The 13,196-nt window shown below is 70.5% G+C and carries 12 protein-coding genes; 8 read left to right on the forward strand and 4 right to left on the reverse strand.

The features are described from left to right. Nucleotides 1-35: 35 nt before the first annotated feature. Nucleotides 36-1,868, reverse strand: coding sequence for an AMP-dependent synthetase/ligase (locus ACWGPE_RS10975; RefSeq protein WP_231431216.1), 1,833 nt, complete (start codon nt 1,866-1,868; stop codon nt 36-38). Nucleotides 1,869-2,016: 148 nt separating this feature from the next. Between ACWGPE_RS10975 and ACWGPE_RS10980 the strand changes: the two genes are divergently transcribed. The 3 genes from ACWGPE_RS10980 to ACWGPE_RS10990 all read left to right on the forward strand — a co-directional run bounded on the left by ACWGPE_RS10980 (nt 2,017) and on the right by ACWGPE_RS10990 (nt 5,157). Then, nucleotides 2,017-2,967: an ROK family glucokinase gene (locus ACWGPE_RS10980; RefSeq protein ID WP_231431215.1), complete on the forward strand. Its 951-nt coding sequence runs from the start codon at nt 2,017-2,019 to the stop codon at nt 2,965-2,967. Between the two features lie 50 nt (nt 2,968-3,017). Then, on the forward strand, nt 3,018-3,707 hold the full coding sequence (locus tag ACWGPE_RS10985) for a lysophospholipid acyltransferase family protein (protein WP_231431214.1): 690 nt from the start codon (nt 3,018-3,020) through the stop codon (nt 3,705-3,707). A 79-nt stretch (nt 3,708-3,786) separates the two neighbouring features. After that, nucleotides 3,787-5,157: a class II 3-deoxy-7-phosphoheptulonate synthase gene (locus ACWGPE_RS10990; protein WP_374201123.1), complete on the forward strand. Its 1,371-nt coding sequence runs from the start codon at nt 3,787-3,789 to the stop codon at nt 5,155-5,157. 159 nt (nt 5,158-5,316) lie between these two features. On the opposite strand, the gene pknB is transcribed toward ACWGPE_RS10990, so the two are convergent. Then, on the reverse strand, nt 5,317-7,236 hold the full coding sequence (gene pknB, locus ACWGPE_RS10995; RefSeq protein ID WP_452048692.1) for a Stk1 family PASTA domain-containing Ser/Thr kinase: 1,920 nt from the start codon (nt 7,234-7,236) through the stop codon (nt 5,317-5,319). Between the two features lie 108 nt (nt 7,237-7,344). After that, a complete protein-coding gene (locus ACWGPE_RS11000) occupies nt 7,345-8,580 on the reverse strand; it encodes a LysM peptidoglycan-binding domain-containing protein (protein WP_452048693.1) in 1,236 nt (411 codons plus the stop codon). Between the two features lie 240 nt (nt 8,581-8,820). Here ACWGPE_RS11000 and ACWGPE_RS11005 point away from each other — a divergent pair, with 240 nt between their 5' ends. After that, entirely contained in the window at nt 8,821-9,159 is a 339-nt protein-coding gene (locus tag ACWGPE_RS11005) for an Rv2175c family DNA-binding protein (protein WP_231431211.1), read from the forward strand. A 6-nt stretch (nt 9,160-9,165) separates the two neighbouring features. Here the strand turns inward: ACWGPE_RS11005 and ACWGPE_RS11010 are convergent, their stop codons facing one another. After that, entirely contained in the window at nt 9,166-10,278 is a 1,113-nt protein-coding gene (locus ACWGPE_RS11010; protein ID WP_452048694.1) for a polyprenyl synthetase family protein, read from the reverse strand. Between the two features lie 74 nt (nt 10,279-10,352). On the opposite strand from ACWGPE_RS11010, the gene ACWGPE_RS11015 reads away from it, so the two are divergent. The 4 genes from ACWGPE_RS11015 to ACWGPE_RS11030 all read left to right on the forward strand — a co-directional run bounded on the left by ACWGPE_RS11015 (nt 10,353) and on the right by ACWGPE_RS11030 (nt 13,154). Further along, on the forward strand, nt 10,353-10,736 hold the full coding sequence (locus tag ACWGPE_RS11015; RefSeq protein WP_452048695.1) for a DUF3040 domain-containing protein: 384 nt from the start codon (nt 10,353-10,355) through the stop codon (nt 10,734-10,736). 299 nt (nt 10,737-11,035) lie between these two features. Beyond that, on the forward strand, nt 11,036-11,467 hold the full coding sequence (gene mraZ / locus ACWGPE_RS11020; RefSeq protein ID WP_275505891.1) for a division/cell wall cluster transcriptional repressor MraZ: 432 nt from the start codon (nt 11,036-11,038) through the stop codon (nt 11,465-11,467). Nucleotides 11,468-11,571: 104 nt separating this feature from the next. Further along, nucleotides 11,572-12,525: a 16S rRNA (cytosine(1402)-N(4))-methyltransferase RsmH gene (gene rsmH, locus ACWGPE_RS11025; RefSeq protein WP_231431207.1), complete on the forward strand. Its 954-nt coding sequence runs from the start codon at nt 11,572-11,574 to the stop codon at nt 12,523-12,525. Continuing rightward, the gene (locus ACWGPE_RS11030) at nt 12,522-13,154 is read left to right on the forward strand and encodes a hypothetical protein (protein WP_231431206.1); all 633 of its coding nucleotides are present in this window, start codon (nt 12,522-12,524) and stop codon (nt 13,152-13,154) included. Before rsmH ends, ACWGPE_RS11030 begins: the two co-directional genes overlap by 4 nt. Nucleotides 13,155-13,196: the final 42 nt, after the last annotated feature.

Genomic DNA, 13,196 nt, shown 5'->3' on the forward strand with positions numbered 1-13,196 from the left:
CGGAGGTTCCGCGGGGCGCTTCGTCGTAGGTCGCGTCAGCTGACGATCGAGTGGCCCTCGGTCGCGGGTGCGCCCGAGTACATCGCCTCGATGTGCGGGGCGAAGTCCTCGAGGATGATGTTGCGCTTGATGCTGAGCTTCGGCGTCAGGTGCCCGCTCTCCTCGGTCAGCTCGGTGGTGAGGATCGTGAACTTGCGGATCGACTCGGCGCGCGAGACGTTCTCGTTCGCGGCGTCGATCGCGCGCTGCACCTCGGCGAGCACGGCCGGGTTCGTCGAGGCCTCCTCAAGCGACATGCCGGCGTCCTCGCCGTTGTTGTTGAGCCAGACGGGCAGCATCTCGGGGTCGAGCGTGACGAGGGCGGCGATGAACGGCTTCTTGTCGCCGACGACGACGACCTGGCCCACGAGCGGGTTCGCACGGATCGGATCCTCGAGGCCGGCCGGGGCCACGTTCTTGCCGCCTGCGGTGACGATGATCTCCTTCTTGCGGCCCGTGATGGTGAGGAATCCCTCGGTGTCGAACGCGCCGATGTCACCCGTCTTGAACCAGCCGTCCTCGAACGCCTCCGCGGTCGCCTCGGGGTTCTTCCAGTACTCCTTGAAGACGTCCACGCCCTTGACCTGGATCTCGCCGTCGTCGGCGAGGCGCACCGAGATGCCGGGCAGCGCCGGCCCGACGGTGCCGATCTTCGACTTCGTGGGGAGGTTGACGGTCGCGGGCGCCGTGGTCTCGGTGAGGCCGTAGCCCTCGAGGATCGTGATGCCGAGCGCGTGGTAGAAGTGGCCGAGTCGGGGGCCGAGCGGCGCGGAGCCCGACACGGCGTACTTGACGTTGCCGCCCATCGCCGCGCGCAGCTTGGAGAACACGAGCGCGTCGAACAGCTTGAACTTGAGCTTCAGGCCGAGCGGCACCGAGCCCTGTTCCTTCGCCGTCGAGTAGGCGACCGCGACGTCGGCGGCCGTGCGGAAGATCTTGCCCTTGCCGCCGGCCTCGGCCTTCTGCTCGGAGACGTTGTAGACCTTCTCGAACACGCGTGGCACGGCGAGGAGGAAGGTCGGCTTGAAGCTGCCGAGCGAGGGGAGGAGCTGTCGCGTGTCGGGCTGGTGGCCGACGCGCACGCCCGCGTGCACGCACAGCACCGCGATGAAGCGCGCGAACACGTGCGCGAGCGTGATGAACAGCAGCGTCGACGCGCCGTTCGGGTCGAGCACGACCTCATCGAGTGCGACGGCCGAGTTGCGCGAGAGTTCGACGAAGTTCGAGTGGGTGAGCACGCAGCCCTTGGGCTTGCCGGTCGAGCCCGACGTGTAGATGAGGGTCGCGATGTCGTCGCCGTTCGCGAGCTTGCGGCGGCGCTCGATCTCATCGTCGGGAACCTCGGTTCCGCCCGCGGCGATCTTGTCGAGGTCGCCGAGGTCGATCTGCCAGCTCTTGCGGATGAGCGGCAGGTCGGGGTGCACCTCGTCGAAGCGGGCGAAGTGGTCGGGCGTCTCGAGGATGACGGCGATCGCGCCCGAGTCGCTCAGGTTCCAGCGGACCTGCGCGGGAGAGCTCGTCTCGTAGACGGGAACCAGCACCGCGCCGGCGAACCAGACGGCGAAGTCGATGAGCGTCCACTCGTAGCGCGTCTTGCACATGAGGCCGATCTTGTCGCCGGGCTCGATGCCGGCGGCGACGAAGCCCTTGGCGAGTGCGATGACCTGGTCGTAGAACTCGCGCGTCGTCACCGGGCTCCAGCCGCCGTCGGCGGTGGGCCGGGAGAACAGCACCGAATCGGGCGTCGCCGCGAGGCGGTCGACGAGCAGGTCGGTGGTGTTCGCCGTAGGGTCGGGCGCGACCACGGCGGGCGTGGAGAATTCGATCACGGTAGCTCCTTCGGTACCGAGTGGATCGCGCCCGGCTCGGGTACCTGCGCGACCTCGGCTTTGGGGTCTACTACACTCTAGTCGTTGCGCGCGCGGCCCCGTTCCGGCGCGACCCCAGCCCCGTCCCCCTCTGAAAGGCGGCGTCAGCGTGCACGCGATCGGTATCGACATCGGTGGAACGAAGATCGCCGGCGCAGTCGTCGACGAGCTCGGCGCGATCGTGCGCAGCGATCGGGTGCCGACCCCCGCCGGTGACGCGCCGGCGCTCGAACGTGCCGTCGTCGAGATGATCGCCGGCCTCCGCGGCTCCGACGACATCGAGGCCGTCGGCGTCGCCGCGGCGGGCTTCGTCGACGCGGCGCAGTCGACCCTCTACTACGCCCCGAACATCGACTGGCGCAACGAGCCGTTGCGCGAGAAGCTCGAGGCGCAGGTCGGCGGCACCGTCGTCGTCGACAACGACGCGAACGCCGCCGGGTGGGCAGAGTTCCGCTTCGGCGCCGGCCGGCTCGTGAGCGACATGGTGATGCTCACGATCGGTACCGGCGTCGGCGGCGCGATCGTCGCGAACGACCGCCTCTTCCGAGGCGGGTTCGGCGCGGGCGCCGAGCTCGGTCACCTCCGGGTCGTGCCCGACGGCCTCGCGTGCGGGTGCGGCCAGCGCGGCTGCATCGAGCAGTACGGTTCGGGGCGGGCCCTCCTGCGCATGGCGGGCGAGATCGCCGACGCGGGCGGTATCGGCCAGTCGCTGGCACGGGCGCGCGCCGAGCACGGCGCACTCGACGGCACGATCGTCGGCGGGCTCATCGAAGCGGGCGACCCGGGCGCCATCGCCGCCCTCCGCCAGCTCGGCCACTGGCTCGGAGCGGCGTCCGCGAGTCTCTCCGCGGTGCTCGATCCGCAGCGATTCGTGTTCGGCGGAGGCGTCGCGGTCGCCGGCGAGCTGCTGCTCGAGCCCATCCGCGAGGCGTATCTCGAGCACCTGCCCGCTCGCGGCTACCACCCCGAGCCCGACTTCGTCATCGCCGAGCTCGTGAACGACGCCGGCGTCGTCGGCGCTGCCGACCTCGCCCGCGTGTGGGTCGCCGAACACTCCTGAGCCACCCGGCGTTAAGCTGAGTCGATGTCTCACGGGAAGGGAGCCGCGCGGTGTTCTACTGGATCATGAAGCACCTCGTGGTCGGGCCGATCCTGCTCTCGATCTTCCGGCCGTGGGTCGTCGGGCTCGAGAACGTGCCGAAGGAGGGTGCCGTGGTGCTCGCCTCGAACCACCTCTCGTTCATCGACTCGATCTTCCTGCCGCTCGTCGTCGACCGCCCCGTCGTGTTCCTCGCGAAGAGCGAGTACTTCACCGGCAAGGGGCTCAAGGGCTGGGCGACGCGCATGTTCTTCCAGGCCGCGGGGCAGCTGCCGATCGACCGTTCGGGCGGCAAGGCGTCCGAGGCATCCCTGAACACCGGCCTCCGGGTGCTGGCAGAGGGCAGCATCCTCGGCATCTACCCCGAGGGCACTCGCAGCCCCGACGGCAAGCTCTACCGGGGGCGCACGGGCGTCGCCCGCATGGTCCTCGAGTCGGGCGCACCGGTCGTCCCGGTCGCGATGATCGGCACCGAGCACGTCATGCCGATCGGCACCCGACTGCCGCGCGTGCGCCGGATCGGCATCATCGTCGGCGAGCCGATCGACTTCTCCCGGTTCGAGGGTCTGGAGGGCGATCGCTTCGTGTTGCGTTCCGTGACGGACGAGCTCGTGTACGCGCTGCGCGGCCTGAGCGGGCAGGAGTACGTCGACGTGTACGCCTCCAGCGTGAAGGAGCAGCGGGCCTCGCAATCGCGGTAGGCTCGGAGGGCGGCGGCGCGACGTGCGTCGCCGTTCCGTTTTCCGGCGCCGTGGCGCCCGCACCCTCCAGGACAGCCCAGTGGTACAGCTCGTCGAGCCCATCGTCAACGCAGATCCCTCCGTGATCGCGGGGCTCGACTATTGGCGCGACCTGCCGATCAAGCAGCAGCCCACCTGGCCCGACGCGGAGGCCGCCCGCGCCGCCTCGGCCGAGCTCGCCACGCTGCCGCCGCTGGTCTTCGCGGGCGAGGTCGACACGATGCGCGAACGGCTCGCGGCCGCGTCGCGCGGCGAGGCGTTCCTGCTGCAGGGCGGCGACTGCGCCGAGACCTTCGCGGGCGCGACCGCCGACCAGATCCGCAACCGGGTGAAGACCGTGCTGCAGATGGCCGTGGTGCTCACCTACGGCGCCTCGATGCCCGTCGTCAAGATGGGTCGCATGGCGGGCCAGTTCGCGAAGCCCCGCTCGAGCGACACCGAGACCCGCGGCGACGTCACGCTGCCCGCCTACCGGGGTGACGTCGTCAACGGCTACGACTTCACGCCAGAGTCGCGCACGGCCGATCCGAACCGACTCATCCGCGGCTACCACACGGCGGCGTCGACGCTGAACCTCATCCGCGCGTTCACGCAGGGCGGTTTCGCCGACCTGCGCCAGGTGCACTCGTGGAACCAGGGCTTCGCGCAGAACCCGGCGAACTCGCGGTACGAATCGATGGCCCGCGAGATCGATCGCGCCGTGAAGTTCATGGACGCCTGCGGCGCCGACTTCGAGGCGCTCAAGCACACCGAGTTCTACACGGGCCACGAGGGCCTGCTCATGGACTACGAGCGCCCGATGACCCGCATCGACTCGCGCACGGGCACCCCGTACGTCACGAGCGGGCACTTCATCTGGATCGGCGAGCGCACCCGTGAGCTCGACGGCGCCCACGTCGACTTCCTCTCCCGCGTGCGCAACCCGATCGGCGTGAAGCTCGGTCCGACGACGACGCCCGAGACGATGCTCGAGCTCGTCGAGAAGCTCGACCCGAACCGCGAGCCGGGCCGGCTCACCTTCATCACGCGCATGGGCGCCGGCAAGATCCGCGAGGCACTGCCGCCACTGCTCGAGGCGATCAAGGCGAGCGACGCGAACCCGCTGTGGGTCACCGACCCGATGCACGGCAACGGCATCACGACGCCCACCGGTTACAAGACCCGCCGTTTCGACGACGTGGTCGACGAGGTGAAGGGCTTCTTCGAGGCGCACCGTGCCGCTGGCACGCACCCCGGCGGCATCCACGTCGAGCTCACCGGCGACGATGTCACCGAGTGCCTCGGCGGTTCGGAGCACATCGACGAGGCGACCCTCGCGACCCGCTACGAGTCGCTCTGCGACCCGCGGCTCAACCACATGCAGTCGCTCGAGCTCGCGTTCCTCGTGGCCGAGGAGCTCGCGTCGCGCTGAGCGGTCGCAGCAGAACGGCGCACGCCCCACGGGGCGTGCGCCGTTCTCGTCCATCCCGGCGCGGAGATCCGGCATCTCGCGGTCGCGGTGCGCGGGGCTACGCGCGGTCGAGGCGTCGCGGATGCCGCGGCACTTGCGCGGCCGGCGGGGCCGCCGGGCTCAGAAGCCCTGGAAGTTCACCGTGACGGTCGAGCCGCGTTTCGCGTTCTGGCCCGCTTCGGGCGTCACCTTGGAGACGACGAAGGCATCGGGAGCGATGTCGGCGAGCACGTTGTAGTCGAGCGCGAATCCGGCGTCGGTCAGCAGCTGCTTCGCCTCGGTCCAGTTCTTTCCGACGATGTCGGGCACAGCGACGAGGTCCTGGCCCTTCGAGACGGTGAGCTCGACGGTCGAACCGGGGCGCATGGGGTCGTCGAGCCAGTCGGCGGTGACGACGCTGTCCTTCGCGACCGTGTCGGAGAAGACCGGCTCCTTGTACTTCACCACGAGCCCGGCGTCCTTGAGCTTCGCCTCCGCCTCCGCGGCGGGGGTGCCCTCGACGGGCGGCACGGCGCCGACCGACACGATGAGGGTGACGTCGCCGCGCTCGGGGTACGGCGACGGAAGCGGTGCCCCTTCGGCATCCAGCGCGGCGATGACGGAGCCGTTCTCGATCTCGGCGGAGAACTGCTTCACCGGGTCGAGCAGCGTGAACGCGGCGAGCTGGGACCGCGCCTCATCGAGGGGGACACCCACCACATCGGGCACGTCGAGCATCTGCGGCCCCTCGGACACGTAGAGCGTGACCGTCGAACCTCGGCGGGCGCTCTCGCCGCCAGCGGGGTCGGTGCCGGCGACCTGCCCCTTCGGGATCTCGGGGTCGGTGCGCGTCGCCGGATCGACGATGAAGCCGGCATCCTCGAGGGCTGCCGTGGCCTCCTCGGGCGACATCTTCGCGCTCACCGTCGGCACGCTCGCGTACGCGCCGGGGCCCGCGCCGAAATACCAGCCGGTGCCGCCCGCGAGTCCGGCGAGCAGCAGCACGAGGGCGAGGATCCAGTACCCGCGGCGCTTGCGGCGGGCGGCGCTCGCGGCGAGCACCGAGGCGTCGTCGTCGGGCTCGTCGTCGGACGGCGGCACCGCCGTGACGACCGGTGCCGCGCCGAGCACGCTGGTCTCCGCGGTCGGTACCGCGGCAGCGGCCATGCCCGACGGCAGCACCATCGTCGCCTGCGTCGTGATCGGCAGGTGCGATGCGCGCAGCTCGGGTTCGGCCTCGCGCAGCCGGTCGAGCAGCTCGCGTGCGTCGCGTGGGCGCTCCTCGGGGTCGCGACGGGTCGCCCAGAGCACGAGCTCGTCGAGCGATGCCGGAACGGCGGGGTTGCGCGAGCTCGGCGCGGGCACCTCGTCATTCGCGTGCTGGTAGGCGATCTGCATCGGCGCCTCGCCGACGTACGGCTGCTCGCCGGTGAGCATCTCGTACATCATGATGCCGACCGCGTAGATGTCGCTGCGGGCGTCGGCGACGCCGCGGGTGACGAGTTCGGGGGAGAGGTAGGCGATGGTGCCGAGCAGGGCCTGACCGGTCGCCGTGTTCGCGCTCGCGGCGCGCGCGAGGCCGAAGTCGCCGAGCTTGATGCGGCCGTCGTCGGCGAGCAGCACGTTCTCGGGCTTGAGGTCGCGGTGCACGATGCCCGCCTTGTGCGCGGCGGCGAGACCCGACAGCACCGCGTCCATGATGTCGACGGTCTGCTCGGGGGTGAGCTTCTTGTAGTCCTTGAGCAGGTCGCGCAGCGTGATGCCGGGCAGGTACTCCATGACGAGGTACGCCATGTCGGCGTCCTGGCCCTGGTCGAAGACGTTCACGACGTTGGGGTGGGCGAGTCGGGCCGCCGAACGCGCCTCCTGCACGAAACGCGTCTTGAACGTGTTGTCGTCGGCCAGGTGCCCGTGCATGATCTTGATCGCGACGCGTCGCTCGAGTCGGAGATCGGTCGCGAGGTAGACGGTCGCCATGCCTCCGCGGGCGATGCGCGAGCGCACCTGATAGCGGCCGTCGATCAGACGGTCGATCATCGGGTCCGCGGGCGCTGTGCTCACCGTTTGAGTCTACGAAAGGGCATATGCCGCAGGCCGAACAAACGCCGCCGACGCGCCGATCGCAATCCCATCGTGATCCTCAGGCGCCCTGCGCAGGTGACGGCCGGCTCAGCCGAGTTCGTCCACCCAGGCGCGAGCCTGCGCCTCCCACTTCGCATAGTGATCGGGATGCGCACTGTGCTGCACCGCCTGTGCGGCCTCGGCGAGCGGCATCGATTCCCATCCGGGAATGTCGAGGAGACCGGGCGCGCGCCCCACGTTGGGCCCGGTCGGTCCGCCGTAGAAGGCGGCGGCCGCACGATGGGCGTCGAGCACCTGCTCGGAGGTGCCCCAACCCTGGCTCGGCCGCTGTTGGAAGAGCCCTTGGGAGTCGCGGTCGCCGTGGCGGACGTTCTTCAGGCCGGACTCCTGCGCCGCCGCCGCGAGGGCGATGACGATGGCGCGGTCCGGCACGCCGAGCTCGCGGCCGACGTCGACGATGAGCTGGGCGTTCGCGCGCATCTCGTCGGTGAGCACGACGCTGACCGACGCGACCGTCGTCACCGGGACGGGGCGGGGGATCACCAGGCGCTGGCCGAGGCGGATGGTCGCCCGCTCGTCGAGGCCGTTCGCCTCGACGAGCGCGTCGACGCCGACGTGCTCGCGGGCGGCGATGTCCCACACGGTGTCGCCGGCGACGACGACGTGCACGTCGGCGGACGGCGTCGCCTCGCCCTCCTCGGGTGGTACGGGCTCGGTCCCCGCCGCCGCGTCCGGATCCGGCCCGGGCGACGGCGCCGCTCCCGGCGGCAGCACGACCTGCTCACCGGGGAAGATGAGCGACTGGCGGCCGAGTCCGTTCACGCGGAGCAGCTCTTCGAGGCCGACGCCGTATCGCGAGGCGATGCCGCTCATGGTGTCGCCCGCCGCCACCGTGTGCTTGGCGATCCCCTCGCGGCCGCTCGGAGTCGTGGAGGCCCGGCCGCCGGGCAGCGCCAGTCGTTGTCCGGGGAAGATGAGGCTCGACCAGCCGAGCCCGTTGTGCGCGAGTACCTCCGCGGTCGAGAGTCCGTAGCGCTCCGCGATGCCGCTGACGGTGTCGCCGGCGGCGACCACGATCTCTCGCGGCACCTCCGCCGTCGCGACGACGGGCGCTCGTGTCGCGCCCGCAGCAGGCGCCTTCGCCTGGGGCGACCGCTTGACGGGCTGCGGCGCCGCGTCGGCGGGCTGGGCGATGCCGAGGGTGACCGCGACGGCGCTCGCGACGGCGAGCGGAACAGTGAGCAGCCCCCGGATGCCTCGTGATCGCCCGCGACCGGACGGCCGGTCGTCGCGTCCGGCGGCGTCGTCGACGTCGTACGCCATGGTTCCCCCTTCGCCGGCCTGGTGCACCCGACTCCCGTCACGGTCGCACAGGGGCAGAGGCGAGTCAAACACCTCGCCGCGCGTCCGAGAACTCGGCTCGAGGGCCGGGGCTCGTGCTGCGTTTCCGGTGGTGCGGAAGCTCGCCGCGCGTCCGCCGACTCGCGGCTGCCGCCTGCGTTCCCGGACTCGGTGCGCGGTTCCGGCTTCCGCGTTCGCCCCCCGTCATGGCAGTCTTGCTTCGTGACCGATGCCGCCGAGACCACCTGGCTGACCGTTCCCGAACTCGTCGAACTCCTCGGGCAGAGCCCGTCGCGCATCCGGCGCCTCATCGATGACCGGCACCTCTTGGCCGCCCGTCGCGACGGCGTGCTCAAGGTGCCGTCGGTCTTCCTGCGCGACGATGCACCCCTGCCCGAGATCCACGGCACGGCCGTGCTGCTCTCCGACGTCGGGTTCAGTGACGCCGAGGCGCTCGAGTGGTTGCTCGCGGAGGAGGACAGCCTGGGAACGACCCCGATCGACGCGCTGCGCGCCGGCCGGAAGGCGGAGGTGCGTCGGATCGCCCAGGCGCTCCTCTGAGGCGCGTCAGCTCGATCGCCGGGTCACCGTCCGCACGAGTGCGCCGAGCTCCGAACGCGCAGCCTGGCTGAGCGGGGCCTGTTCGAGCACGGCGACCGCTCGCGCGGCGTGATCCGAGATCATCGACTCGAGCTCGTCGACGGCCCCGCATTCCGCGATCGTCCGCTGGAGCATGCGGATCTGGTCGGCGTCGAGATCGGGGTCGCCGAGGAGTTCGTCGAGCAGCCGGCGCTGTCCGGACGAGAGTCGCTCCCGCGCGATCGCGACGAGCATGGTCCGCTTGCCCTCGCGCAGGTCGTCGCCACTCGGCTTGCCGGTGACCTCGGGGTCGCCGTAGACGCCGAGCAGGTCGTCGCGCAACTGGTAGGCGATGCCGAGCGGCAGGCCGAACTCGCGGAGCGCGGCCGACTGGGCGCCATCGGCCCCGGCGATCGCCCCGCCGATGACGAGCGGGGCCTCGATGCTGTACTTCGCCGACTTGTACACGATGATGCGCTCGGCACGCAGCCGCTGCTCGTCGTCGGGCTGCGCCACCCAGGCGCGCTCCTCGAGGATGTCGAGGTACTGGCCGGCCGTCACCTCCGTGCGCATCCGCATGAACTCGGTGCGCGCTGCTCGGGCGGCCGCACGATCGGGCAGGGCGTCGAGCCCCGCGTCGAGGAGTTCGTCGCTCCAGCCGAGCAGCAGGTCGCCGAGCAGGATCGCGGCGTCGATGCCGAACGCGTCGGCCTCGCCCGCCCAGCCCGACTCGGCGTGCAGCGTCTCGAAGAGGCGATGCGCCGAGGGGGCGCCGCGACGGGTGTCGGACTTGTCGATGATGTCGTCGTGCACGAGCGCCGCAGCGTGGAACAGCTCGAGGGCGGCGGCCGCGGAGACCACCGGTGCGAGATCGACCTCGTCGTCGGCGTCGAACGGATCGAATCCGCGCCCGTGCACGGCCTCCCACCCCCAGTAGCAGAACAGGGCGCGGAAGCGCTTGCCACCGCTGAGAAATCGCCGTGAGAAGAGGTCGAGCGGGTCGAGGTCGGGACTGATCGAACGGAGAATTGAGGTACGTTCGGCGAGGAAGTCCTCGATGCGTTCGTGAACCAGATCGACCAGCCGGGAACTGTGAGCCACCCGCCTAGCCTACCGAGGCGACGCGGGGCTAGAATGGACTCGGATGCGTCGATCCCGAGCCTGAGGGGAATGAGATGCCGCTTTCAGAGCAGGAGCAACGTCTTCTCGAGGAGATGGAGCGGAACCTCTACCGCAACGATGCCGACTTCGTGCATGCCGTCGGCGGTGTGCGCGGTCGGCGCCCGAATTACCGTGCGATCGTGCTGGGCGTCCTCCTCGCGGTCGCCGGCGTCGGTGCACTGATCGGCGGCGTCGCGTCGCAGATCCTGATCATCGGCATCGTCGGATTCGCACTGATGTTCGCGGGCGTCCTCGTCGCGATCACGCCAGGCAAGCGCGGTGCGGCGACTGCAGCTCCGACCGAGTCTTCGTCGAGCAGTGCGAAGCCGCGCTCCGGGGCGGGCTTCATGGATCGCATGAACGATCGCTGGGACCGCCGCCAGGAGGGCCGCGACTAGTCCCTCCACTTCCGACCACCTGAACGGGCCGATCTCCTGATCGGCCCGTTTTTCGTGTCTCCGGACCGGTTCGCGCCCCCGGGAGCGGGCCCGCCGACGACGCCCACGGCCCGCGACGCGCCCGTTCGCGCCATTTCAGTGCGATTTCCTCCACTCCGCTCCACCCGGCTGTATCCCCGTGTTTCCGCGGGACTTCTGTGCGACGCGCGCGAAATTCGAGCGTTTGTCGTTGATTGGTGGATGAAGGTGGAGTAAAGTGGGGTCACCTGGATCCTGGCCGGAGGAAAGGGGGGTGGCGCATGTTCCTCGGGACCTACGAGCCGAAGCTCGATGAGAAGGGGCGCGTCATTCTTCCGGCCAAGTTCCGGGAGGAGCTGTCGAACGGGCTCGTGCTCACGCGCGGGCAGGAGCGCTGCATCTACGTGTTCAGCGCCCGCGAGTTCGAGAGCATGAGCGACAAGATCCGCCAAGCCCCCGTGACGAGCAAGCAGGCACGCGACTACATGCGCGTCTTCCTCTCGGGTGCCTCCGCGGAGACCCCCGACAAGCAGAACCGGGTCACCATCCCCGCCAACCTCCGCGGCTACGCGGGGCTCGACCGAGACCTCACGGTCATCGGCGCCGGCAGTCGGGTGGAGATCTGGGACCAGGCGGCGTGGCAGAGCTACCTCGCCGAGCAGGAGGCGGCCTTCGCAGAGACGGCGGAGGAGGTGATCCCCGGACTCTTCTGAATCCTCGGGTCCCGACTCCCAGCCGGCCGGGCCTGGTGCACTTCCCCGCATCAGGACGAACGGATGGGGATCAGGGCGCGAGGCCCGGAAGCAGAGGCGGAATCATGGACATCGAACGAATCCACACCCCGGTCATGCTCGAGCGCACGCTCGAGCTGCTCGCGCCGGCCCTCGAGGCCGACGGCGCGGTCATGGTCGACGCCACGCTCGGCATGGGCGGGCACACCGCCGCGTTCCTCGAGCGCTTCCCGAAGCTCACGGTGATCGGGCTCGACCGCGACACCGACGCACTCGGCATCGCCCGCGAGCGGCTTGCGAAGTACGGCGACCGGGCGCGGTTCGTGCACACCGTGTACGACGGCATCGCACGCGCGGTGCGTTCGGAGGGCTTCAGCGAGGTGCACGGCGTGCTCTTCGACCTGGGTGTCTCCTCGCTCCAGCTCGATCGTGCCGAGCGCGGGTTCGCCTACTCGAAGGACGCCCCGCTCGACATGCGTATGGACTCGACGAAGGGTCGTACGGCAGCCGATGTCATCGCCGAGTCGAGTGAGGAGGAGCTGCGACGCATCTTCCTCGACTACGGCGAGGAGAAGCTCGCCGCCCGCTACGCCCGCGCGATCGTGCGGGCGCGTGCCGAGGCGCCGATCACGCGATCGGCCGAACTCGTCGCCGTGCTCCAGGCGGCGACACCCGTCGCCGTCCAGCGGCAGGGGCACCCGGCGAAACGGGTGTTCCAGGCGCTGCGCATCGAGGTGAACGAAGAGCTCTCGGTCCTCGAGCGGGCGATGCCCGCTGCGCTCGACACCGTCGCGGTCGGCGGTCGCATCGTCGTGCTCGCGTATCAGTCGCTCGAGGACCGCATCGTGAAGCGCGTGCTGCAGGCGGCGTCGAGCTCGACCGCCCCTGCCGGTCTCCCGATGGAGCTGCCTGAGCACCGGCCGCAGTTCAAGCTCCTCGTCCGTGGCGCAGAGCTCGCCTCCGAAGCCGAGCAGGCGGAGAACCCGCGTGCCAAGCCGGTGCGCTTGCGTGCCGCAGAACGAGTGAGGAGGCCGTCATGAGTGCGCTGCCGGCCAACGTCCTGCCCGCCGAATCCAAGCCGGCGCCCCGGCGTGCGCCCGAGCGAGGGCGGTGGCTTCGCCCCGCACCCGAGCCGGGCCGCCGTGCGAAGCCGACGCTCGCCTACGCGATCATCGCGGTCGCGGGTGTCGCGGCGATCGTCGTCGCCCAGCTGCTGCTGTCGATCGCGATCACCCAGGGCGCCTACGACATCGACCACGCCCAGATGCAGCAGACGAAGCTCGATCGACAGGAGCAGCAGCTCCGCGAGGACCTCGACCGAGTGGAGTCGCCGCAGTATCTCGCCGCGAACGCCGAAGCGCTCGGCATGGTGCCGAACGCGAGCCCGGTGCTCCTGAAGCTCTCCGACGGTTCGGTGAGCGGCGATCCGACGCCGGCGCGCGCCGGCGCCGAGGCATCCGGGCCGCTCGTCCCGAATGCGCTCATCGACGGCGTGCCGCTCGTCACCGAGGAGCCTGCGGGGGAGACTCCGAAGAAGCAGGCGAAGGGGGGCGGCGAGCGGGCCGCCGCGGGCGCGGCGGGGGCCGCGGGCTCTGGAGGGGCGCAGACGCCCGAGGATCCCGCAGCACCGCCCGTGAGCGACGGGCTGCCGACGCCGGCGACCCACTAGCCGCAAGCCGTACGACCGCGCACCACCAGAAGGGCCGAGGAA

Source organism: Agromyces sp. NPDC055658, assembly GCF_053618155.1.